A 22,602-nucleotide genomic window follows, 5' to 3' on the forward strand; every position below is an offset into this window, starting at 1 on the left:
TTTCGTGACGCGGGACACCGACCGAGTCGCGGTCCGTATATGTCAGTCACTGTCGACTGGAAGGAGCGGGGGACGGTGAACGCCTACGCGCCCATCCTCGTGCTGGGAGGCCTCGCGGCCGGCTTCGCGATCTTCTCCGTTTTCATGGCCTCGATCATCGGGCCGAAACGGTACAACCGGGCCAAGTTGGAAGCGTACGAGTGCGGCATCGAGCCCACTCCGCAACCGGCAGGCGGCGGGCGCTTCCCGATCAAGTACTACCTCACGGCGATGCTCTTCATCGTCTTCGACATCGAGATCGTCTTCCTCTATCCCTGGGCCGTCACCTTCGACCGCCTGGGGATGTTCGGGCTCGTCGAGATGCTCCTCTTCGTGCTCACCGTCTTCGTCGCCTACGCGTACGTGTGGCGGCGCGGCGGCCTGGAATGGGACTAGGGGACCGAGGGGACCAGGAGACAACCCATGGGTATCGAAGAGAAACTGCCGAGCGGATTTCTGCTCACATCGGTGGAGACCGCGGCGGGATGGGTACGTAAGGCGTCGGTGTTCCCGGCCACCTTCGGCCTCGCCTGCTGCGCCATCGAGATGATGACCACGGGAGCCGGGCGGTACGACATGGCCCGGTTCGGCATGGAGGTCTTCCGCGGTTCGCCGCGGCAGGCGGACCTGATGATCGTCGCGGGCCGGGTGAGCCAGAAGATGGCCCCGGTGCTGCGGCAGGTCTACGACCAGATGCCGAACCCCAAGTGGGTCATCTCGATGGGCGTCTGCGCCTCCAGCGGCGGGATGTTCAACAACTACGCGATCGTGCAGGGCGTCGACCATGTCGTGCCCGTCGACATCTACCTGCCCGGCTGCCCGCCGCGGCCCGAGATGCTGCTCGACGCGATCCTGAAGCTGCACGAGAAGATCCAGCACGGCAAGCTCGGCGTGAACCGCGAAGAGGCCGCCCGCGAGGCGGAGGAAGCGGCTCGTCAGGCGCTCCCGACGATCGAGATGAAGGGGCTCCTGCGGTGACTGATCCTTCTGCCACCCCTGACTCCGCCGAGAACCTGCCGACCCAGCGCGGCGGTTCCGGTGAGGTCATCGGCGTCCGCAAGGGCATGTTCGGCGCCGGCGACGGCGGCGACACCTCCGGCTACGGCGGCCTGGTCAGCACCGTCCGGCTGCCCGGCGCCTCCAGCAGGCCGTACGGCGGCTACTTCGACGAGGTCGCCGACGAACTCGAAGGCGCGCTGGAGGAGCAGGGACTCCCCCCGGCCGACGCGATCGAGAAGACCGTCGTGGACCGCGGCGAGCTGACCTTCCACATCGCGCGCGAGCACCTGGTCCGGGTCGCCCGCACCCTGCGCGACGACCCGGCGCTCCGCTTCGAGCTGTGTACCGGCGTCAGCGGGGTGCACTACCCCGGGGACACCGGCCGCGAGCTGCACGCCGTCTACCACCTGCGGTCGATCACCCACGGCCGGCTGATCCGGATCGAGGTCGGCGCGCCCGACGCCGACCCGCACATCCCCTCGCTGGTCGCCGTCTACCCGACGAACGACTGGCACGAGCGCGAGACCTACGACTTCTTCGGCATCGTCTTCGACGGGCACCAGGCGCTCACGCGGATCATGATGCCGGACGACTGGCCCGGTCATCCGCAGCGCAAGGACTACCCGCTCGGTGGCATCCCCGTCGAGTACAAGGGCGCCCAGATCCCGGCTCCCGACCAGCGGAGGTCGTACAGCTGATGTCCACACCACACGCACCCGCGCAGGCCGAGGAGCGGGAGACCACCGAGGGCCGGGTCTTCACCGTCACCGGCGGCGACTGGGACGAACTCGCCGAGTCCGTGGCCAAGGCCGACGACGAGCGGATCATCGTCAACATGGGCCCGCAGCACCCGTCCACCCACGGTGTGCTGCGGCTGATCCTGGAGATCGACGGCGAGACGGTCACCGAGGCCCGCTCCGGCATCGGCTATCTGCACACCGGCATCGAGAAGAACATGGAGTTCCGGACGTGGACCCAGGGGTCCACCTTCGTGACGCGCATGGACTATCTGACGCCGCTGTTCAACGAGACGGCGTACTGCCTGGCCGTGGAGAAGCTGCTCGACATCACCGACCGTGTCCCGGAGCGGGCCACCGTGATCCGGGTGATGATGATGGAGCTCAACCGGATCGCCTCGCACCTGGTCGCGATCGCGACCGGCGGCATGGAGCTGGGCGCCACCACGATCATGATCTACGGCTTCCGTGACCGCGAGATGATCCTCGACATCTACGAGCTGATCACCGGCCTGCGGATGAACCACGCCTATGTCCGGCCCGGCGGCCTGGCCCAGGACCTGCCGCCCGGCGCCGTCGATCTGGTCCGCGAGTTCGTCAAGACGTTCCGCAAGAACCTGCCGGAGTACGACAAGCTCGCCACCGGCAACCCGATCTTCAAGGCCCGGATGCAGGACGTCGGTTACCTGGACCTGGCCGGCTGCATGGCGCTCGGCGCCACCGGTCCGATCCTGCGCGCCGCGGGCCTCCCGCACGACCTGCGCAAGGCCGACCCGTACTGCGGTTACGAGAACTACGAGTTCGACGTGCCGACCACCGACACCGCCGACTCCTACGGCCGCTTCCTGGTCCGCCTGGAGGAGATGCGGCAGAGCCTGCGGATCGTCGACCAGTGCCTGGACCGGCTCGCGCCGGGCCCGGTGATGGTCGAGGACAAGAAGATCGCCTGGCCCGCGCAGCTCGCGCTCGGCCCGGACGGCATGGGCAACTCGCTCGACCACATCAAGAACATCATGGGCACCTCGATGGAGGCCCTGATCCACCACTTCAAGCTGGTCACCGAGGGCTTCCGGGTCCCGGCCGGCCAGGCGTACACGGCCATCGAGTCCGCCAAGGGCGAGCTGGGCGTGCACGTGGTCAGCGACGGCGGCACCCGGCCCTACCGGGTCCACTTCCGCGACCCCTCCTTCACCAACCTGCAGACCATGGCGGCGATGTGCGAAGGCGGCCAGGTCGCCGACGTCATCGTCGCGGTGGCGTCCATCGACCCCGTGATGGGAGGTGTCGACCGATGAACGAGGTCTCCCTCGGTATCCCCGCGCTGCCCGCGCCCGACTACCCGGCCGACGTCCGGGCCCGGCTGGACCGCGATGCCAAGGAGGTGATCGCCCGCTACCCCGGCGCCCGCAGCGCCCTGCTGCCGCTGCTGCATCTCGTGCAGTCCGAGGAGGGGTACGTCACCCGCACCGGCATCCGCTTCTGCGCCGAGCAACTGGACCTCACCACCGCCGAGGTCACCGCGGTCGCCACCTTCTACACCATGTACCGGCGCAAGCCGTCCGGTGACTACCAGGTCGGCGTGTGCACCAACACGCTCTGCGCGGTCATGGGCGGCGACGCGATCTTCGAGGACCTCAAGGAGCACCTCGGCGTCGGCAACGACGAGACCACCGAGGACGGCAAGGTCACCCTCGAACACATCGAGTGCAACGCGGCCTGCGACTTCGCCCCCGTGGTGATGGTCAACTGGGAGTTCTTCGACAACCAGACCCCGCAGTCCGCCCGCCAGTTGGTGGACGACCTGATCGCCGGCCGCGAGGTCCGCCCGACCCGCGGCGCGCCCCTGTGCACGTACAAGGAGACCGCCCGCATCCTGGCCGGCTTCCCCGACGAGCGCGAGGGCGCCGTCGAGGCGAGCGGCGGCGCGGGACCCGCGTCGCTGGCGGGCCTGCGGCTGCACCGCGGCGAGGTCCCGGCCCGGGTCGTACCGCAGCGCGCCGAGTCCCCCCGGGACGACGCCAATGAGGAGGAGGGCGAGTGATGACCGTCGAACCGGCCGAAAAGCTGCTCGCGCCCGTACTGTCGGCGTTCTGGGACGATCCGCGGTCATGGACCCTGGACACCTACCGCAGACACGACGGGTACGAGGGCCTGACCAAGGCCCTCGCGATGGCCCCCGACGACGTGATCGCGTATGTGAAGGACTCCGGTCTGCGCGGTCGCGGCGGCGCGGGCTTCCCCACCGGCATGAAGTGGCAGTTCATCCCCCAGGGGGACGGCAAGCCGCACTACCTGGTGGTCAACGCCGACGAGTCCGAGCCCGGGACGTGCAAGGACATCCCGCTGCTCTTCGCGAACCCGCACTCCCTCATCGAGGGCATGGTGATCGCCTGTTACGCGATCCGCTCCAACCACGCCTTCATCTACCTCCGCGGTGAGACCGTCCCGGTGCTGCGCCGACTGCACGAGGCGGTCCGCGAGGCGTACGAGGCCGGCTACCTCGGCCGGAACATCAAGGGCAGCGGCTTCGACCTCGAACTCACCGTGCACGCCGGGGCCGGCGCGTACATCTGCGGTGAGGAGACCGCGCTGCTGGACTCCCTGGAGGGCCGGCGCGGCCAGCCGAGGCTCCGGCCGCCCTTCCCCGCCGTCGAGGGGCTCTACGCGTGCCCCACGGTGGTGAACAACGTGGAGTCCATCGCCTCTGTTCCCGCGATCATCCACCGGGGCAAGGACTGGTTCAAATCCCTGGGCACCGAGAAGTCCCCGGGCTTCACGCTCTATTCGCTGTCCGGCCATGTCGCCCGCCCCGGCCAGTACGAGGCCCCGCTCGGCATCACCCTGCGGCAGCTGCTCGACATGGGCGGCGGCATGCGGCCGGGCCACCGGCTGAAGTTCTGGACGCCGGGCGGTTCCTCGACCCCGATGTTCACCGACGAGCACCTCGACGTCCCCCTGGACTACGAGGGCGTCGGCGCCGCCGGTTCCATGCTCGGCACCAAGGCACTTCAGTGCTTCGACGAGACGACCTGCGTGGTGCGGGCCGTCACCCGGTGGACCGAGTTCTACGCACACGAGTCGTGCGGCAAGTGCACGCCGTGCCGCGAGGGCACCTACTGGCTGGTCCAGTTGCTGCGGTCCATCGAAAGCGGCGGCGGGCTCGAATCGGATCTCGACAAGCTCAACGACATCGCCGACAACATCAACGGCAAGTCCTTCTGCGCGCTCGGCGACGGCGCCGCCGCACCGATCTTCTCCTCACTGAAGTACTTCCGCGCGGAGTACGAGGAGCACATCGAGCGCAAGGGCTGCCCCTTCGACCCGGCGCGCTCCACCGCCTGGGCCGACAAGTCCCGTACGGAGGCCCACGCGTGACCGTCACTACCAACGCACCCTCCGGAGGGGGGCAGGCGGTGCCGCCCCAAGACCTGGTCTCCGTGAGCATCGACGGCATCGCGATCTCGGTGCCCAAGGGCACCCTCGTGATCCGGGCCGCGGAACTGCTCGGGATCGCGATCCCGCGGTTCTGCGACCACCCGCTGCTCGACCCCGTCGGTGCCTGCCGCCAGTGCATCGTCGAGATCGAGGGACAGCGCAAGCCCGTCGCGTCCTGCACCATCACCTGCACCGACGGCATGGTGATCTCCACCCAGCTCACCTCGCCGGTCGCCGAGAAGGCGCAGCGCGGTGTGATGGAGCTGCTGCTGATCAACCACCCGCTGGACTGCCCGGTCTGCGACAAGGGCGGCGAGTGCCCGCTGCAGAACCAGGCGATGCAGGTCGGCGACCCGGACACCCGGTTCGAGGGCCGCAAGCGCACCTACGAGAAGCCGCTGCCGATCTCCACCCAGGTGCTGCTCGACCGTGAGCGCTGTGTGCTGTGCGCGCGCTGCACCCGGTTCAGCAACCAGGTGGCCGGCGACCCGATGATCGAGATGCTGGAACGCGGCGCGCTCCAGCAGATCGGCATCGGCGAGGGCGACCCCTTCGAGTCGTACTTCTCCGGCAACACCATCCAGATCTGCCCGGTCGGCGCGCTCACCTCGGCCGCCTACCGCTTCCGCTCCCGCCCGTTCGACCTGGTCTCCTCGCCGTCGGTGTGCGAGCACTGCGCGGGCGGCTGCGCCACCCGTACCGACCACCGCCGCGGCAAGGTCATGCGGCGGCTGGCGGCCGACGACCCCGAGGTCAACGAGGAGTGGATGTGCGACAAGGGCCGCTTCGGCTTCCGGTACGCACAGCGGCCCGAGCGGCTGACCCACCCCCTGGTCCGTAACGCCGACGGCGAACTGGTCACCGCGAGCTGGCCCGAGGCGCTGGCCGCCGCCGCGGCCGGGCTCTCCGCCGCCCACGGCCGGGCGGCCGTGCTGGCCGGCGGCCGGCTCACCGTCGAGGACGCCTACGCCTACGCGAAGTTCGCCAGGGTCGTGCTCGGCACCAACGACGTCGACTTCCGGGCCCGCGCCCACTCCGCCGAGGAGGCCGACTTCCTGGCCGCCACGGTGGCGGGCCGCGGCTTCGATCTCGACGGAAGTGGCGTCACCAACCGCTCGCTGGAGCAGGCCCCCTCGGTGCTGCTTGTCGGGCTCGAAGCCGAGGAGGAGGCCCCCGGGGTCTTCCTGCGGCTGCGCAAGGCCCACCGCAAGCACAAGCAGCAGACCTACGCGCTCGCCACCCACTCCACCCGCGGCCTGGACAAGGCGAGCGGCATCCTGCTCCCCGCCGCCCCCGGCACCGAGGCGGAGTGGCTGGACGCGCTGGCCGGCGGCGTCGGTCTGGACGACACCGGACGGCAGGCCGCCGAGGCGCTGCGCGCCCCCGGCTCCGTGATCCTGGTCGGCGAACGGCTCGCGGCCGTGCCCGGCGGGCTGACCGCCGCGCTGCGGCTGGCCACCGCCACCGGCGCGGCCCTGGCGTGGATTCCGCGCCGGGCGGGCGAGCGGGGCGCGGTCGAGGTCGGCGCGCTGCCCGGGCTGCTGCCCGGCGGCCGTCCGGTCACCGACCCGCGGGCCCGCGACGAGGTCGCCCGGGTCTGGGGGCTGCCCACGCTGCCCACCGGATTCGGCCGCGACACCGGTCAGATCGTCGAGGCCGCGGCCATCGGCGAACTGGGCGCGCTCGTGATCGGCGGAGTCGAGATCGCGGACCTGCCGGACCCGGCCAGGGCCCGGATCGCGCTCGGCGCGGTCGGCTTCCTGGTCAGCCTGGAGCAGCGGCCGAGCGAGGTCACCGAGCGCGCCGACGTGGTGCTGCCGGTCGCCGCGGTCGCCGAGAAGCCGGGCACCTTCCTCAACTGGGAGGGCCGGGCCCGGATGTTCGAGACCGCGATCAAGCCCGACCAGGCCGTCACCCGGCACCAGCTCCCGGACGCCCGGGTGCTGACCATGCTCGCCGACGCCCTCGACGTGTCGCTCGGCCTGGCGGACGTACGGTCCGCCCGCGCCGAACTCGACCGTCTCGCCGGATGGGCCGGCCCCTACGCCGGCTCCCCGCTGGAGACGTCGGTGCCGCTGCCGCGCCCCGAGGCCGGTCAGGCCGTACTCGCCGGGCACCGGCTGCTGCTCGACCAGGGCCGGCTCCAGGACGGCGACGAAGCGCTGGCCGGCACCCGGCACGCGGCCGTCGCCCGGCTCTCCGCGGCCACCGCCGCCGAGGCCGGGGTCGCGGACGGCGACCCGCTCACCGTCACCGGACCGGAGGGGACGACGACGCTGCCGCTGGCCATCACTCCCATGCCGGACCGGGTGGTGTGGCTGCCGCTCAACTCGACCGGCGGCGGCGTCACCTCCGACACCGGGGCCCGCCCGGGCCAGGTCGTCGGCATCGGCGCGGCACTTGCGGAGGCCCGGTCATGACCACTCAACTCGCCGCGGCGAGCACCCTGTCCTACTTCGGCCACGACGTGTGGTGGCTGATCGTCATCAAGGCCGTGTTCTGCTTCGCCTTCGCGATGCTGACCGTGCTGTTCTCCATTGTGTGGGAGCGCAAGGTCGTCGCCTGGATGCAGCTGCGCATCGGCCCCAACCGGCACGGCCCCTGGGGCATGCTCCAGTCGCTCGCCGACGGCATCAAGCTGATGCTCAAGGAGGACATCACCGTCAAGCGCGCGGACAAGGTGGTGTTCGTCCTCGCGCCGATCGTGGCCGCGATCCCCGCCTTCATGGCCTTCGCGGTGATCCCCTTCGGCCCGGCCGACAACGAGGTGTCGATCTTCGGCCGGCGCACCGCGCTCCAGCTCACCGACCTGCCGATCGGCATGCTCTACATCCTGGCCACGGCCTCGGTCGGCATCTACGGCATCGTGCTGGCCGGCTGGTCGTCGGGCTCCACGTATCCGCTGCTCGGCGGTCTGCGCGCGTCCGCGCAGATGATCTCGTACGAGATCGCGATGGGCCTGTCCTTCGCGGCGGTCTTCCTCTACTCCGGCTCGATGTCGACCTCGCAGATCGTCGAGGCGCAGCACGACCGCTGGTACGCGATCCTGCTGCCGGTCTCGCTGCTGGTGTACATCGCGACGATGGTCGGCGAGACCAACCGCGCGCCCTTCGACATGCCCGAGTCCGAGGGCGACCTGGTCGGCGGCTTCAACACCGAGTACAGCTCGATCAAGTTCGCGCTCTTCATGCTCGCCGAGTACGTGAACATGGTGACGGTCTCCGCGGTCGCCACCACGCTCTTCCTCGGCGGCTGGCGGGCCCCCTGGCCGATCTCCACCTTCTGGGAGGGCGCGAACCACGGCTGGTGGCCGATGCTCTGGTTCGTCATCAAGGTCCAGCTGCTGCTGTTCTTCTTCATCTGGCTGCGCGGCACCCTGCCCCGGGTCCGCTACGACCAGCTGATGAAGCTCGGCTGGAAGGTGCTCATCCCGGTCTCGATGGTCTGGCTGATGCTGGTCGCCGCGGTCCGCGCGATGCGCAACGAGAACTACGACTTCACCAAGATCGTGCTGTACATCGGCGGTGTGGTGGTCGCTCTGCTGCTGATTTCGCTGATCGTGGACGTCTTCCGGGACCGCGAGGAGAAGCGGAAGGCATCGGGCGCGGGCGGGCCGCTGGCACCGCCCGACAGGTTCGACCCGATGGCGGGCGGCTATCCCGTGCCGCCGCTGCCGGGACAGCAGGCGGAGCGGGTGCCGAGGCGCCCCAGCCGGGCGCAGCCCCAACTCGTCGGCGCATCCGGCCCGGACGCTCCGGAGCAGGAGAACAAGGAGGACGGCGATGCCTGAGTTCCTGGACCCGGTCGCAGGCTTCGGCGTGACCTTCAAGGCCATGTTCAAGAAGCGGCTGACCGAGCAGTACCCCGAGTACAAGAAGCCGACCGCACCGCGCTTCCACGGCCGCCACCAGCTCAACCGGCACCCCGACGGCCTGGAGAAGTGCGTCGGCTGCGAGCTGTGCGCCTGGGCGTGTCCCGCCGACGCGATCTACGTGGAGGGCGCGGACAACACCGAGGAGGAGCGCTACTCCCCGGGCGAGCGCTACGGCCGCGTCTACCAGATCAACTACGCCCGCTGCATTCTGTGCGGGCTGTGCATCGAGGCGTGCCCGACCCGGGCGCTGACGATGACCAACGAGTACGAACTCGCCGACCGGACCCGCGAGTCGCTGATCTTCACCAAGGAACAGCTGCTGTCCGGTCTTGAGGAGGGCATGGTCGAGTCGCCGCACTCGATCTTCCCCGGCATGGACGAGGGCGACTACTACCGCGGCGCGGTCACCGAGGCCGCGCCCGGCACTGTACGGCAGGTCGCCGTCTCCAAGGGCGAGAAGCTGGACGAGACGCTGCCCGCCGAGGACGCCGCCGCGCAGGACGCCGAGACGGTGGCCCCCGGTGGTTCCACGCCCGCGGGAACGGGGGCGGAGGCATGATGTCGCTCGCCGCCGCCGCGTCGCAGACCTCCACCGGCGAGGCCGTGCAGTTCTGGGTCCTGGGCACGGTCGCCGTGATCGGCGCGCTCGGCACCGTACTGATGAAGAAGTCGGTGCACAGCGCGCTGTCGCTGGCCGGGACCATGATCGTCCTGGCGGTCTTCTACCTGGCCCAGGGCGCGTACTTCCTGGGCGTGGTGCAGATCATCGTCTACACCGGCGCGATCATGATGCTCTTCCTCTTCGTGGTCATGCTGGTCGGCATCACCGCCGCCGACACGGTCAAGGAGACCATCAAGGGGCAGCGCTGGCTGGCCGCCCTGAGCGGGCTCGGCTTCGGCATCCTGCTGATCGCCGGGATCGCCAACGCCTCGCTGCACACCTTCACCGGAGTCGGCGGCGCCAACTCCGCGGGCAATGTGCAGGGCCTGGCCAAGCTGGTCTTCACCAACTACGTCTGGGCGTTCGAGATCACCGGCGCCCTGCTGATCACCGCCGCGATCGGCGCGATGGTGCTCACCCACCGCGAGCGCACCGAGGAACGCCGCACCCAGCGGCAGCTGTCCGAGGACCGCGTGCGCGAGGGCAAGCAGGTCACTCCGCTGCCGGCCCCCGGCACGTACGCCCGGCACAACGCGGTGGACGTCCCGGCGCTGCTGCCCGACGGTTCGATCGCGGAGCTGTCGGTCAGCACCACGCTGCGCGAGCGCGGCCAGATCCGCGACGTGTCCCAGGACGCGATGCGCCGGCTGGCCGAACTCGACCAGCGTTCCGGGGAGTGGCTGGAGCGCGAGCCGGAGCGCAAGGCGCTCGGCTCCACGCGTGCCACCGCCCCGGGCTCCACGGGCTCCACGCGTGACACCGGCCGGTCCGCCGCCGAGGAGGGTGCCAAGTGAATCCGGCGAACTACCTTTACCTGGCGGCACTGCTGTTCACCATCGGTGCGACCGGGGTGCTGATCCGGCGCAACGCGATCGTCGTCTTCATGTGCGTCGAGCTGATGCTGAACGCCTGCAACCTGGCGTTCGTCACCTTTTCCCGGCTGCACGGCAACCTCGACGGCCAGGTCATCGCCTTCTTCACGATGGTCGTGGCCGCCGCCGAGGTCGTGGTCGGACTCGCGATCATCGTGTCGATGTACCGTTCCCGCCACTCGGCCTCGGTCGACGACGCCAATCTCATGAAGCTGTAGAGGGGCTGCGCCAGTGGAAACCCTGATCGGACTGCTCGTCGCGGCGCCGCTGCTGGGCGCGGGCATCCTGCTGACCGGAGGCCGGCGGCTCGACCGCTTCGGCCATCTGCTCGGCACGCTGCTCGCCCTGGTGTCGTTCGCGCTGGGCGTGGCCCTGTTCACGAACATGCTGGGCAAGGCCGCCGACAGCCGCGCCCTGCACTCGCATCTGTTCACCTGGGTGCCGGTCGGCGGTTTCCGCGCCGACGTCGGCTTCCAGCTCGACCAGTTGTCGATGACCTTCGTGCTGCTGATCACCGGTGTGGGCACGCTGATCCACATCTACTCGATCGGCTACATGGAGCACGACGAGAACCGTCGCCGCTTCTTCGGCTTTCTCAATCTGTTCCTCGCGGCGATGCTGCTGCTGGTGCTGGCCGACAACTACTTCCTGCTCTACGCGGGCTGGGAAGGCGTCGGTCTGGCCTCGTACCTGCTGATCGGCTTCTGGCAGCACAAGCCGAGCGCGGCGACCGCGGCCAAGAAGGCGTTCCTGGTCAACCGGGTCGGCGACATTGGGCTGTCGGTGGCCATCATGCTGATGTTCACCACCTTCGGCTCCTTCGCCTTCTCCGACGTCCTGCCCGGGGCGGCGCAGGCCGGGTCCGCGCAGCACGCCACCATGACCGGCATCGGCTTCATGCTGCTGCTGGCCGCGTGCGGCAAGTCGGCCCAGGTACCGCTCCAGTCGTGGCTCGGCGACGCGATGGAGGGCCCGACCCCGGTCTCGGCCCTGATCCACGCCGCCACCATGGTGACCGCGGGCGTCTATCTGATCACCCGCTCGGGCGCGATCTTCAACGCCGCCCCGGACGCGCAGACCGCCGTCGTCACCGTCGGCGCGGTCACGCTCCTCTACGGTGCGATCGTCGGTTGCGCCAAGGACGACATCAAGAAGGCGCTGGCCGGCTCCACGATGTCGCAGATCGGCTACATGATCATGGCGGCCGGGCTCGGCCCGATCGGCTATGTCTTCGCGATCATGCACCTGGTCACGCACGGCTTCTTCAAGGCCGGGCTCTTCCTCGGCGCCGGTTCGGTGATGCACGGCATGAACGACGAGGTCGACATGCGGCGTTACGGCGGCCTGCGCAAGTACATGCCGGTCACCTTCGTCACCTTCGGCCTCGGCTACCTGGCGATCATCGGCTTCCCCGGGCTGTCCGGCTTCTTCTCCAAGGACAAGATCATCGAGGCGGCCTTCGCCAAGGGCGGCACCGAGGGCTGGATCCTCGGCAGCGCGGCCCTGCTGGGCGCCGCGATCACCGCGTTCTACATGACGCGCGTGATGCTGATGACGTTCTTCGGCGAGAAGCGCTGGGTGCCGGACGCGGACGGCCACCAGCCGCACCCGCACGAGTCCCCGAAGTCCATGACCATCCCGATGATCATCCTGGCCGTCGGCTCGGTCTTCGCGGGCGCCGCCTTCAGCATCAACTCCCGCTTCCTGAAGTGGCTCGAACCCGTCACCGGCCACAGCGAGGGCAACTCGCCGGTCGGCGCCGGTACGGTCACGGCCGCCACCATGGTCGTGCTGGTCGTCGGCGTGGGCATCGCCTGGCTGATGTACGGGCGCAGGCCCGTCCCGGCCGTCGCCCCGCGCGGCTCGCTGCTGACCAAGGCGGCCCGGCGCGACCTGCTCCAGGACGACTTCAACCACGTGGTCCTGGTCCGCGGCGGCGAACACCTCACCCGCGCCCTGGTCTACCTGGACCACTCCCTGGTCGACGGTGTCGTCAACGGCACCGCCGCCTCGGTCGGCGGCCTGTCCGGCCGCCTCCGCAAGGTGCAGAACGGCTACGTCAGGTCCTACGCCGTCTCCATGCTCGGTGGCGCCGCGGTCGTGGTCGCCGCGACCCTTCTCATGAGGGCGGTCTGATAACTGATGTCCTTTCCTCTCCTTACTGTCACCGCCGCCCTCCCGGCCGTCGGCGCGGTCGTCACGGCGGCCGTGCCCGCGGGGCGCAAGACCGCCGCCAAGTACTCGGCGCTGCTCTTCTCGCTGGGCACGCTGGCGCTGGCCGCGATCGCGCTGGTCCGGTTCGACCCGGGCGGTGACCGCTACCAGCTGACCGAGTCGCACGCCTGGGTCAAGAGCTTCGGCCTGCGCTACGACCTGGGCGTGGACGGCATCGGGGTCGTCCTCGTCGCGCTCACCGCGCTGCTGATCCCGTTCGTGATGCTGGCCGGCTGGCACGACGCCGACTCGTTGGAGGACTCCACGGCCCCCAACCGGCGCTGGCGGCCCACCCAGGGCTTCTTCGCGCTGGTCCTCATGGTCGAGGCCATGGTGGTGCTCTCCTTCGAGGCCACCGACGTCTTCCTCTTCTACATCCTTTTCGAAGCCATGCTCATCCCGATGTACTTCCTCATCGGCGGCTTCGGCGACCGCGCGCACGCGGCGGGCGAGGAGGAGGCGGCCCGGCAGCGTTCGTACGCCGCGGTCAAGTTCCTGCTCTACAACCTGGTCGGCGGACTGATCATGCTGGCCGCCGTCATCGGGCTGTACGCGGTCACCGCCGACCAGCTCGGCGCGGGCACCTTCTCGCTCCAGGACATCCTGGCCGCGCGCGCCTCCGGGAAGCTGCACCTGGCCAACGACACCGAGCGCTGGCTGTTCCTCGGCTTCTTCTTCGCCTTCGCGGTGAAGGCCCCGCTGTGGCCGCTGCACACCTGGCTGCCCAACGCGATGGGCGAGTCCACCGCGCCGGTCGCCGTCCTGATCACCGCGGTCGTCGACAAGGTCGGCACCTTCGCGATGCTGCGCTACTGCCTCCAGCTCTTCCCGGAGGCGTCCAAGTGGGCCACGCCGGTGATCCTGGTGCTCGCGGTGATCAGCATCATCTACGGCGCCCTGCTCGCCGTCGGCCAGCGGGACATCAAGCGGCTGATCGCGTACGCGTCCGTGTCGCACTTCGGCTTCATCATCCTCGGCATCTTCGCGATGACGAGCCAGGGCCAGAGCGGCGCGACCCTCTACATGGTCAACCACGGCATCTCGACGGCCGCGCTGATGCTGGTCGCGGGCTTCCTGATCACCCGGCGGGGCTCGCGGCTCATCGCGGACTTCGGCGGCGTGCAGAAGGTCGCCCCGGTGCTCGCGGGCACCTTCCTGATCGGCGGCCTCGCCACCCTCTCGCTGCCGGGGCTCGCGCCCTTCGTCAGCGAATTCCTGGTGCTGGTCGGCACGTTCAGCAACTACCCGGTGCTCGGGATCATCGCGACCCTGGGCATCGTGCTGGCCGCGCTGTACGTGCTGGTGCTCTACCAGCGGACCATGACCGGTCCCGTCAAGGCCGGGATCGAGGGCATGGGCGACCTCAAGGTACGTGAACTGGTCGTGGTGGCCCCGCTGATCGCGCTTCTCCTCTTCCTCGGCGTGTACCCGAAGCCGGTGACGGACATCGTCAACCCGTCGGTCAAGCACACGCTCTCCGACGTGCACAAGACCGACCCCAAGCCCGCGCTGGAGGCGAAGAAGTGAGCGCATCCGCATCCGTCGACGTGAGCACCGCCTCCGTCCACAGCCTGTGGACGACAGCGGCGCCCGTGGTCGACAAGATCCCCACCCCGCACATCGAGTACGCCCAGCTCTCGCCGGTCCTGATCGTCTTCGGCGCGGCGATGCTCGGCATCCTCTTCGAGGCGTTCCTGCCGCGGCGCTCCCGCTACACCGCGCAGGTCACCCTCTCCGTGATCGGCCTGGCCGCCGCCTTCGCGGCCGTCGTCGCTCTCGCGGAGAAGGGGTACGGCACGACCAAGGCGCACATCGCGGCCATGGGGGCCGTCGCGGTCGACGGCCCGGCGCTGTTCCTCCAGGGCACGATCCTGCTGGTCTCGATCGTGGCGGTCTTCACCTTCGCCGAACGGCGGCTCGACCCCAAGGCCCACGGCCGGCACGTCGACTCCTTCGCCGCGCAGGGCTCGGCCGTCCCCGGCGGCGACCAGGAGAAGGCCGCGGTCAAGGCCGGGTTCACCTCCACCGAGGTCTTCCCGCTGCTGCTCTTCGCGGTCGGCGGCATGCTGGTCTTCCCGGCCGCGAACGACCTGCTGACGCTCTTCGTCGCCCTTGAGGTCTTCTCGCTGCCGCTGTACATCCTGTGCGCGCTGGCCCGCCGCAACCGGCTGATGTCGCAGGAAGCCGCCATGAAGTACTTTCTGCTGGGCGCCTTCTCCTCGGCGGTCCTGCTCTTCGGCATCGCGCTGCTCTACGGCTACTCGGGCACGGTCTCGTACTCGGGGATCTCCTCGGTGATCGACGGCACGGCGAAGATCACCCCGGCCCTGGCGAACACCACAGGGAACGACGCGCTGCTGCTGATCGGCCTCGCCATGGTCGCGGCCGGACTGCTCTTCAAGGTCGGCGCGGTGCCCTTCCACATGTGGAAGCCCGACGTCTACCAGGGCGCGCCCACGCCGGTGACCGGCTTCATGGCCACCAGCACGATGGTGGCGGCCTTCGGGGCGCTGCTGCGGCTGCTGTACGTGGTGCTGCCCGGCATGCGCTGGGACTGGCGGCCCGTCATGTGGGGTGTGGCCATCGCCACGATGCTGCTCGGCGCGATCATCGCCGTCACGCAGACCGATGTGAAGCGGCTGCTGGCGTACTCGTCCATCGCCCACGCGGGGTTCATCCTCGCGGGCGTCATCGCGACGAACAAGCAGGGCATCTCGTCGGTCCTCTTCTACCTCGCGGCCTACTCCTTCACCACGCTGGGCGCGTTCGCCGTGGTCACGCTGGTGCGCGACGCCGGCGGCGAGGCGACGCACCTGTCGCGGTGGGCCGGGCTCGGGCGGCGCTCGCCGCTGGTCGCGGCGGTCTTCGCGGTCTTCCTGCTGGCCTTCGCCGGTATCCCGCTGACCTCCGGCTTCGCCGGGAAGTTCGCGGTCTTCAAGGCGGCCGCGCAGGGCGGCGCGATGCCGCTGGTCATCGTCGGTGTGATCTCGTCGGCCATCGCGGCGTTCTTCTACATCCGGGTGATCGTGCTGATGTTCTTCAGCGAGCCGAAGGCGGACGGTCCGTCGGTGGCCGTCCCGTCCCCGCTGACGTCGACGGCGATCGCGCTGGGCGTGGCCGTCACCGTCGTCCTGGGTCTGGCGCCGCAGTACTTCCTCGACCTGGCGGACAAGGCGAGCATCTTCGTCCGCTGAGGCCGCGGCGGTACGCCCGCTCCCGCTCCTCCCGCTGCCCGGGTGCCCTCTTCCGAGAGGGCACCCGGGCAGCGGTGTGTCCGGGCCGTTCCACGTGCCGCACGGGCCCTCCTGGAGCCCCGCCCCGGCCCGCCGGTACGGGGGCGCCGGGCCTCTCGTACGGTCCCTCCGGCACCTCCGCGTACGGTCCCTCCGGTCCGTCTGTACGGCCGCCCCGGCACCTCCGCGTACGGTCCCGACGCAGCCGCCGTGATGATCCGAAATCCTTTCGAAACTTTCGGAAACGCTGTCCCGGATTCCGGTCTCGGAACCCGGGTATTTCCATGCCCGTCCTTGGCCCGGTCGACCACGAAGGCCAACTGACCTGGTAAGAAGCCGACTTGGCGGAATCTTGACGCATGCGATGCTTTCGAAGTTCTTGCCGAAAGTGTTGACAGTCCGACGGGTCGGACCAACACTGTTCGCCGTCGGTAGCCCGCAAAAGGCTGCCGATCCGGGCCGCCACTTCGACCCGGCTCCACCGGTTCCCCGGTCGTCGTGCACACGACGACCGGTCACGTTCCGCCCGCGTCGCACGACACCGTTGCGCGGTCGCCGCCGCCCCACGCTCACCGACGAGCGCCCGCGTAGTCGTGCCATGCCAACTGGCCCCCACGCCAGCCCCCACAAGGAGGAAGCACGCACATGAAGAAGGCCCTGTTCCACCCCAGGAGCGGCAGGCTCCGTCATATCAGGCTGCTCATCAGCTTCGCCTGCGCCGCGGCACTGGCCGTGGTCGCGGCGATCGTGCCCGGCACCGCCAACGCCGCCACGACCATCACCTCGAACGCGACCGGCACCAACAACGGCTACTTCTACTCGTTCTGGGAGCAGGCCAGCGGCGCCACGATGACGCTGGGGTCGGGCAGCAACTACCAACTCACCTGGAACACAGCCGCGCAGAACGTCGTCGCCGGCACGGGCTGGAACCCGGGCACGACCCAGTCGGTGACCTACTCGGGCTCGTGGAACTGCAACGGCAACTGCTACCTGGCCCTCTACGGCTGGACCACGAACCCGCTCATCGAGTACTACATCGTCGACAACTACGGCACCTACAACCCGAGTTCCGGCGCCACCAAGCTGGGCTCGGTCAACAGCGACGGTAGTACGTACGACCTGTACCGGACGCAGCGCGTCAACCAGCCCTCGATCCAGGGCACGGCGACGTTCTACCAGTACTGGGCGATCCGCCAGGCGAAGCGCACGGGTGGCACGATCACCACGGCCAACTTCTTCAACGCGTGGGCCACAGCCGGCCTGAACCTCGGCACCCCGAACTACCAGATCCTGGCCACCGAGGGCTACCAGAGCAGCGGCAGCTCCAACATCACCGTCACCGCCGGAGGCAGCGGCAGCACCACCGGCGGGACCACCACGGGCGGCACGACGACCGGTGGCACGACGACCGGCGGGACGACCACGGGCGGGACCACGACCGGCGGCACCACCACCGGCGGCACCACGACCGGCGGCACCACCACGGGCGGGACGACCACGGGTGGTTCGACGACTGGTGGCAGCGGTACTCCGGGCGGGTGCAAGGTGACGTACAACCCGAACTCGTGGCCGGGTGGCTTCACGGCGGACGTGACGATCACCAACACCGGTTCGACGGCGGTCAATGGCTGGACCCTCGGCTACACGCTGCCCAGCGGCCAGACGATCTCCAACGTCTGGAACGCGAACATCTCGCCCAGCAGTGGAGCGGTGAAGGCGACCAACGTCTCCTTCAACGGCCAGGTAGCGGCCAACGGCGGCACAGCCAACTTCGGCTACCAGGGCACCTGGACAGGGTCGACCTTCAGTAAGCCCACCTCGTTCACCCTGAACGGCGCCACCTGCACCAACGGCTGACGGCTCGTCATTTCCGAACAGCACTTCCCCCGGGCGGCCGAGGAACCACCGTTCCTCGGCCGCCCGACTTTCCCCCCACCGCGGTCTGCCGCCGCCAGGAGTAGGAACCCCTATGCCCATCACAGCTCATCTGTCGCTACGTTCCCTGGTCACGGGACTGGCCGCCGCCGCCTTGGCGGTAGCCGGCACCGTCGCCGTCAACGTCAACGCCACCGAGTCGCACGCCGCGACCTGCAACGGCTACGTCGGCCTCACCTTCGACGACGGCCCGTCCAACGACCACACCCCGGCCATCCTCAACGCCCTCAAGCAGAACGGGCTGCGGGCCACGGTGTTCAACGAGGGCCAGTACGCGGCCCAGTTCCCGGCCCAGGTCAAGGCGGAGCTCAACGCCGGGATGTGGATCGGCAACCACAGCTACACCCACCCGCACCTGATCCAGGAGAGCCAGGCCCAGATCGACTCCGAGGTCGGCTCCACGCAGCAGGCCATCGCCAACGCGGGCGGCGGCACGCCGAAGCTGTTCCGTCCGCCGTACGGCGAGACCAACTCCACGCTGAAATCGGTCGAGTCCAAGTACGGGCTGACCGAGATCATCTGGGACGTCGACTCGCAGGACTGGAACGGCGCGAGCGTCGACGCCATCGTGCAGGCCAACGCGCAGTTGCAGAACGGCCAGATCATCCTCATGCACGAGTGGCCGGCCAACACGCTGACCGCGATCCCGCGCATCGCCCAGGGGCTCGCCAACCGCGGCCTGTGCGCGGGCATGATCTCCCCGCAGACCGGCCGCGCCGTGGCCCCCGACGGTGGCAGCACCACCACGGGCGGTACGACGACCGGCGGTACGACCACGGGTGGCACCACGACGGGCGGTACGACCACGGGTGGCACCACGACGGGCGGTACGACGACCGGCGGGACCACGACGGGTGGTACGACCACCGGCGGGACCACGACGGGCGGTTCCACGACCGGCGGGACGACCACGGGTGGTTCGACCACTGGTGGCAGTGGCACTCCGGGCGGGTGCAAGGTGACGTACAACCCGAACTCGTGGCCGGGTGGCTTCACAGCCGATGTGACGATCACCAACACCGGTTCGACGGCGGTCAATGGCTGGACCCTCGGCTACACGCTGCCCAGCGGCCAGACGATCTCCAACGTCTGGAACGCGAACATCTCGCCCAGCAGTGGAGCGGTGAAGGCGACCAACGTCTCCTTCAACGGCCAGATCCCGGCCAACGGCGGCACAGCCAACTTCGGCTACCAGGGCACCTGGACAGGCTCGACCTTCAGCAAGCCGACCTCGTTCACCCTGAACGGCGCCACCTGCACCGCGAGCTGACCTCCCCTGCACCACCTGTGGCGCGACGGCCCCCAGCCGCCGCGCCACAGCGCTTTCCCCGTCCGGGCCCGTTGTTCCCGAAGCCGCGGGACAGCGTCGAGGGCGGCGACCGGGGGTGCGAGGTAAAGTAGCGCGTGTGTTCCTCATCCGTGCGTAGGCCGTGGACGGCCCCTGTGGCCCTCTCCCACGCCTGCTCACCCCGGCGCCCGCAACGGGCCCTTTCGATGAGGGAATCCGCATGTCCTCTCCTTCGGGGAAACCTTCCTATTCCGCTGTGCTCCGGCAGCCGCATGTGCCGCGCACCTTCGGCGCGGCGCTGGTCGGCCGCTTCTCGTACGGCCTGATCTTCCTGTCCCTGGTGGTCGCGCTCAGCCGGGCGACCGGCTCCTACGCCTGGGCGGGCACCGCGCTGGCCTGCTTCGGCCTCAGCACCTCCTTCCTGGCCCCGCTGCGCGCCCGCCTGATCGACCGGCGGGGGCCGCGGCGCGTACTGCCCGTGATGGCCGTGGCGTACGCGGTGCTGCTCGCCGCGCTGACCGTCGCGACCTGGGGTCCGGGCACCCCTGTGTGGGCGCTCGTGGCGCTCACGCTCTCGGCGGGGGCCTGCGCGCCGCCGCTCGGACCCGTGATGCGAGCTCTGTGGAGCGACCTGATGCCCGACCGGGAGATGCGGCAGCGTGCCTTCTCCCTGGACACCGTCGCCGAGGAACTGCTCTACGTCGTCGGCCCCTTGGTAGCGGGGCTGTTCATCGCGTTCGGCAACCCGGCGCTCGGGGTCGGCGTCAGCGCGCTGCTGGCGCTGGCCGGTTCCCTGGCCCTGGCGTACGCGCCGATCACGCGACGCGACCGGTCCGACCGCGAAGCCGCCGGACCGGCTGAGCCGGGTCCGGGGGCACCGGTCGGCGCCACGGGGCCGTTCGCGCCCGCCGTGGTGGCAGGCGGGGTCGGCGTGTCCCTGGGCGCGCTGGATCTGCTGGTGGTGGCCTTCGCCGAACGCCACCACCACATCGCGGCGGTGGCCTGGATCCAGGCCGCGCTCTCCGTCGGCAGCGCGGTCGGCGGCCTGGCCTACGGCGCCCGCGCCTGGCGGCTGACGAGCCGGCAGCGCCTGCCGCTCCTGGCGGTCGCCCTGTCCGTGTCCCTGGGCGCCGCGGGGCTCGCCCCCGGCATCTTCCCGCTGGCCGTCGCGGTGGGGTGCGCCGGCCTCTTCGTCGCCCCCACGCTGTCCACCGCCTACATGGCCGCGGACGAGTGCGCCACGCCGGAGACCCGGGTCCGGGCGGGCACATGGGTCAACAGCGCCTTCAACGCGGGCAGTTCCGGCGGTACGACAGCCGCGGGCCTGGCCCTGGGCCGCTTTCCGCTCTGGCTGTGCTTCGTCGCGGCGGCCCTCCCCACACTGGCCTCGTCCCTCCCGGCCACCACCACGCTCCCCCGCTTCGGCCGGACCAACCCCGACGCCGCCCGGTAAAGGCACCCACGACAGCGCCGGGCCCATCGCTGACGGCCCGCTTCCGTGCTGCGGAAGCGGGCCGTTTCGGTGCGCGGGTGCGGGTGCTGGCGTGCGTCTCAGAGGTCGTAGCGGCCCGCGCGCGTGTCCGCGACGAAAGCGGCGAACGCGTCGGCCGGGAAGAGCAGCGCCGGGCCCTCGGGGTCCTTGGAGTCGCGGATCGCGACGGCGCGGTACGCGGTACGGGTCAGGTCCGCCGCCTCAACGCAGTTGTTGCCCGCGCTGCTGTAGGAGGACCTGAACCAGTCGGCGACACCGGCGAGCGCCGGAGCCGCAACAGTACGGAGGTGAGTCGTCATTCCGTGATCTCTCGCGCTAGGTGATGCAGGAACTTCGGGGTGTCCTCCGGCGGCAGAGCAGACCTGGACATTGACTCGAAGTGCCGGGAGAACCGCCCGACTTCACGGGGCTTGTCGGCGATCGACACGGTTCCGAGCGCCGTGTCCAGCTGGATCGTGGTCGGCAGCCTGCCACCAAGCAACAGAATACTGAAGTCGTGGTCGAACAGGTACCCGCGCATGCTGAGCGGGAGCACCTGGACGGTCACGTTGTCGAGGCTCGCGAGCCTGGCGATCTCGTCGTACTGCTCGCGCATGATGTCGGTGCTGCCCATGATGTGCCGCAGCGCGGGCTCGTAGAGGATCGCCCACAGCCGTAGCGGCTCTTCCTCACGGGTCAACGCCTCCTTCCGCCTCATCCGGATCTGTACGCCGTCGTCGACGAACTCGGTCGTCGTCTCGTCCAGGGGCTTGGCGGCCAGATACCGCGCCCGGGCGTACGCCTCGGTCTGGAGCAGGCCCAGGACGATGGTCGGGTGGTACGCCCGGATCTCCTGCGCCGCCGACTCGATGCCGAGGAAGCGCGGCATCCCCGGGCTCATGTTGGCCACGTGCGGCGTCCACCACTCCTGGCTGGACGCCTCCCGTTGGGTCGCGACGAGCCGTTCGACGTCCTCCTCGTCGGTGACGCCGTAGCGGGACAGTAGTTTGCGCAAGTCCGCAGCGCTGCGCAGGTCTTGCAGACCGGTCTCGACCCGCTGCAACTTGGTGTCGCTGAACGCCATTCCGTTCGACGCTTCCTGGATGCTGAGCCCGGCTCGCCTACGCATTTCGCGCAGCTCGTGGCCGAGTGCGATCCGACGCGCGGTTGGTCTGTGCTGTGCGGCCATGTGCATGCCCTTCCGGCTGAACTGCCCGTATTTCGTGGCGATATGAGAAGCATGGCATAGATCTCGGACACCGTGCCAGTCAATGTGTGAGCGCTGAATAGTGTGACTTTTCTATTGGTGGGTGATTCAGAGCTGATTCTCTTGTGTGCTCGATAAAGGGCAGTCACCGTGGTGGAACACAGGAATTCGGCAGGCCCCCAGGGGTCGGCCTCCGTGCCTCCGAGAGCAGAGGTGAGGGCAATGGCCATGGTGATCGACTCGACCAGACTACTGACGTACTCCGCGACACTGCGACGCACGGCGTCGTGCGTCGCGGAGGCCCGGGGGATCGTACGGGTGGCGCTGGCGGCGTGGGGGCTGGACGAACTCGCCGAGGACGGCGCCCTGGTGGTCTCGGAGTTGGCCGGCAACGCCGTACGGCACACGCGCTGCCGGAATGTCGGGGTGGCCGTCGTCCGCACCGGGCCCGGCGCCGTACGGATCTGCGTGACGGACCGCTCTCACGCCCGGCCCGTTCCCCGACGCGCGGGGGACGGGGAGGTGTGCGGACGCGGACTGCTGGTCGTGGAGGCGCTGACCGCCCGGTGGGGAACGGACGCGCTGCCCCGGGGCAAACGGGTCTGGGGAGAGCTGTCCCGTCCGGACACGGGCTGAA

The 22,602-nt window shown here is 69.7% G+C and carries 20 protein-coding genes; 18 read left to right on the forward strand and 2 right to left on the reverse strand.

All coding sequences use genetic code 11. The features are described 5' to 3' along the window. Positions 1-75: 75 nt before the first annotated feature. From OHA30_RS20995 to OHA30_RS21080, 17 genes are all read left to right on the forward strand, one after another. Positions 76-435, forward strand: a complete 360-nt coding sequence (locus OHA30_RS20995; RefSeq protein WP_103887024.1) for an NADH-quinone oxidoreductase subunit A — start codon at positions 76-78, stop codon at positions 433-435. Positions 436-462: 27 nt separating this feature from the next. Continuing rightward, positions 463-1,017 (forward strand): NuoB/complex I 20 kDa subunit family protein, encoded by a 555-nt coding sequence (locus tag OHA30_RS21000; RefSeq protein WP_328915405.1) that lies wholly within the window; start codon positions 463-465, stop codon positions 1,015-1,017. After that, on the forward strand, positions 1,014-1,736 hold the full coding sequence (locus tag OHA30_RS21005; protein WP_328915406.1) for an NADH-quinone oxidoreductase subunit C: 723 nt from the start codon (positions 1,014-1,016) through the stop codon (positions 1,734-1,736). The genes OHA30_RS21000 and OHA30_RS21005 overlap by 4 nt, the downstream gene beginning before the upstream one ends. Beyond that, on the forward strand, positions 1,736-3,070 hold the full coding sequence (locus OHA30_RS21010; protein WP_328915407.1) for an NADH-quinone oxidoreductase subunit D: 1,335 nt from the start codon (positions 1,736-1,738) through the stop codon (positions 3,068-3,070). The genes OHA30_RS21005 and OHA30_RS21010 overlap by 1 nt, the downstream gene beginning before the upstream one ends. Then, the gene (gene nuoE, locus OHA30_RS21015) at positions 3,067-3,816 is read left to right on the forward strand and encodes an NADH-quinone oxidoreductase subunit NuoE (protein WP_328915408.1); all 750 of its coding nucleotides are present in this window, start codon (positions 3,067-3,069) and stop codon (positions 3,814-3,816) included. Before OHA30_RS21010 ends, nuoE begins: the two co-directional genes overlap by 4 nt. Continuing rightward, a complete protein-coding gene (gene nuoF, locus OHA30_RS21020) occupies positions 3,816-5,150 on the forward strand; it encodes an NADH-quinone oxidoreductase subunit NuoF (protein WP_328915409.1) in 1,335 nt (444 codons plus the stop codon). The genes nuoE and nuoF overlap by 1 nt, the downstream gene beginning before the upstream one ends. After that, the gene (locus tag OHA30_RS21025) at positions 5,147-7,630 is read left to right on the forward strand and encodes an NADH-quinone oxidoreductase subunit G (RefSeq protein ID WP_328915410.1); all 2,484 of its coding nucleotides are present in this window, start codon (positions 5,147-5,149) and stop codon (positions 7,628-7,630) included. The genes nuoF and OHA30_RS21025 overlap by 4 nt, the downstream gene beginning before the upstream one ends. Beyond that, positions 7,627-9,000 (forward strand): NADH-quinone oxidoreductase subunit NuoH, encoded by a 1,374-nt coding sequence (gene nuoH / locus OHA30_RS21030; RefSeq protein ID WP_328915411.1) that lies wholly within the window; start codon positions 7,627-7,629, stop codon positions 8,998-9,000. The genes OHA30_RS21025 and nuoH overlap by 4 nt, the downstream gene beginning before the upstream one ends. Beyond that, a complete protein-coding gene (nuoI, locus tag OHA30_RS21035) occupies positions 8,993-9,643 on the forward strand; it encodes an NADH-quinone oxidoreductase subunit NuoI (RefSeq protein ID WP_328915412.1) in 651 nt (216 codons plus the stop codon). Before nuoH ends, nuoI begins: the two co-directional genes overlap by 8 nt. Beyond that, positions 9,640-10,539 (forward strand): NADH-quinone oxidoreductase subunit J, encoded by a 900-nt coding sequence (locus tag OHA30_RS21040; RefSeq protein WP_405785498.1) that lies wholly within the window; start codon positions 9,640-9,642, stop codon positions 10,537-10,539. Before nuoI ends, OHA30_RS21040 begins: the two co-directional genes overlap by 4 nt. Continuing rightward, positions 10,536-10,835, forward strand: coding sequence for an NADH-quinone oxidoreductase subunit NuoK (gene nuoK / locus OHA30_RS21045; RefSeq protein WP_328915413.1), 300 nt, complete (start codon positions 10,536-10,538; stop codon positions 10,833-10,835). Before OHA30_RS21040 ends, nuoK begins: the two co-directional genes overlap by 4 nt. Positions 10,836-10,848: 13 nt before the next feature. Continuing rightward, positions 10,849-12,753 carry an NADH-quinone oxidoreductase subunit L gene (nuoL, locus tag OHA30_RS21050; RefSeq protein ID WP_328915414.1) on the forward strand — a complete coding sequence of 635 codons (1,905 nt, stop codon included), beginning with the start codon at positions 10,849-10,851 and terminating at the stop codon, positions 12,751-12,753. A gap of 6 nt (positions 12,754-12,759) precedes the next feature. Next, the gene (locus OHA30_RS21055) at positions 12,760-14,358 is read left to right on the forward strand and encodes an NADH-quinone oxidoreductase subunit M (protein ID WP_328915415.1); all 1,599 of its coding nucleotides are present in this window, start codon (positions 12,760-12,762) and stop codon (positions 14,356-14,358) included. 20 nt (positions 14,359-14,378) lie between these two features. Then, positions 14,379-16,025: an NADH-quinone oxidoreductase subunit NuoN gene (nuoN, locus tag OHA30_RS21060; RefSeq protein WP_328917931.1), complete on the forward strand. Its 1,647-nt coding sequence runs from the start codon at positions 14,379-14,381 to the stop codon at positions 16,023-16,025. A 684-nt stretch (positions 16,026-16,709) separates the two neighbouring features. Next, positions 16,710-17,921 (forward strand): glycoside hydrolase family 11 protein, encoded by a 1,212-nt coding sequence (locus OHA30_RS21065; RefSeq protein ID WP_328915416.1) that lies wholly within the window; start codon positions 16,710-16,712, stop codon positions 17,919-17,921. Between the two features lie 112 nt (positions 17,922-18,033). Next, a complete protein-coding gene (locus tag OHA30_RS34065; protein ID WP_405785494.1) occupies positions 18,034-19,269 on the forward strand; it encodes a polysaccharide deacetylase family protein in 1,236 nt (411 codons plus the stop codon). 274 nt (positions 19,270-19,543) lie between these two features. Continuing rightward, entirely contained in the window at positions 19,544-20,740 is a 1,197-nt protein-coding gene (locus tag OHA30_RS21080) for an MFS transporter (protein WP_328915417.1), read from the forward strand. A gap of 98 nt (positions 20,741-20,838) precedes the next feature. Here OHA30_RS21080 and OHA30_RS21085 read toward each other — a convergent pair whose 3' ends face one another. Both OHA30_RS21085 and OHA30_RS21090 read right to left on the reverse strand, forming a co-directional pair. Then, a complete protein-coding gene (locus OHA30_RS21085) occupies positions 20,839-21,078 on the reverse strand; it encodes a DUF397 domain-containing protein (RefSeq protein WP_328915418.1) in 240 nt (79 codons plus the stop codon). Further along, positions 21,075-21,947, reverse strand: a complete 873-nt coding sequence (locus OHA30_RS21090) for a helix-turn-helix domain-containing protein (RefSeq protein WP_328915419.1) — start codon at positions 21,945-21,947, stop codon at positions 21,075-21,077. Before OHA30_RS21090 ends, OHA30_RS21085 begins: the two co-directional genes overlap by 4 nt. A 240-nt stretch (positions 21,948-22,187) precedes the next feature. Between OHA30_RS21090 and OHA30_RS21095 the strand changes: the two genes are divergently transcribed. Beyond that, on the forward strand, positions 22,188-22,601 hold the full coding sequence (locus OHA30_RS21095) for an ATP-binding protein (RefSeq protein WP_328915420.1): 414 nt from the start codon (positions 22,188-22,190) through the stop codon (positions 22,599-22,601). Position 22,602: the final 1 nt, after the last annotated feature.

The organism is Streptomyces sp. NBC_00223 (assembly GCF_036199905.1).
In the GTDB taxonomy this organism is placed as follows: Bacteria; Actinomycetota; Actinomycetes; order Streptomycetales; family Streptomycetaceae; genus Actinacidiphila.

Excerpts from the sequence above, each read along its gene's own strand:
- OHA30_RS21000 (WP_328915405.1), top strand. The coding sequence starts at position 463 with ATGGGTATCGAAGAGAAACTGCCGAGCGGATTTCTGCTCACATCGGTG.
- OHA30_RS21010 (WP_328915407.1), top strand. The coding sequence starts at position 1,736 with ATGTCCACACCACACGCACCCGCGCAGGCCGAGGAGCGGGAGACCACC.
- nuoE (WP_328915408.1), top strand. The coding sequence starts at position 3,067 with ATGAACGAGGTCTCCCTCGGTATCCCCGCGCTGCCCGCGCCCGACTAC.
- nuoF (WP_328915409.1), top strand. The coding sequence starts at position 3,816 with ATGACCGTCGAACCGGCCGAAAAGCTGCTCGCGCCCGTACTGTCGGCG.
- nuoH (WP_328915411.1), top strand. The coding sequence starts at position 7,627 with ATGACCACTCAACTCGCCGCGGCGAGCACCCTGTCCTACTTCGGCCAC.
- nuoI (WP_328915412.1), top strand. The coding sequence starts at position 8,993 with ATGCCTGAGTTCCTGGACCCGGTCGCAGGCTTCGGCGTGACCTTCAAG.
- OHA30_RS21040 (WP_405785498.1), top strand. The coding sequence starts at position 9,640 with ATGATGTCGCTCGCCGCCGCCGCGTCGCAGACCTCCACCGGCGAGGCC.
- OHA30_RS21055 (WP_328915415.1), top strand. The coding sequence starts at position 12,760 with ATGTCCTTTCCTCTCCTTACTGTCACCGCCGCCCTCCCGGCCGTCGGC.
- OHA30_RS21065 (WP_328915416.1), top strand. The coding sequence starts at position 16,710 with ATGAAGAAGGCCCTGTTCCACCCCAGGAGCGGCAGGCTCCGTCATATC.
- OHA30_RS34065 (WP_405785494.1), top strand. The coding sequence starts at position 18,034 with ATGCCCATCACAGCTCATCTGTCGCTACGTTCCCTGGTCACGGGACTG.
- OHA30_RS21085 (WP_328915418.1), bottom strand. The coding sequence starts at position 21,078 with ATGACGACTCACCTCCGTACTGTTGCGGCTCCGGCGCTCGCCGGTGTC.
- OHA30_RS21090 (WP_328915419.1), bottom strand. The coding sequence starts at position 21,947 with ATGGCCGCACAGCACAGACCAACCGCGCGTCGGATCGCACTCGGCCAC.
- OHA30_RS21095 (WP_328915420.1), top strand. The coding sequence starts at position 22,188 with ATGGCCATGGTGATCGACTCGACCAGACTACTGACGTACTCCGCGACA.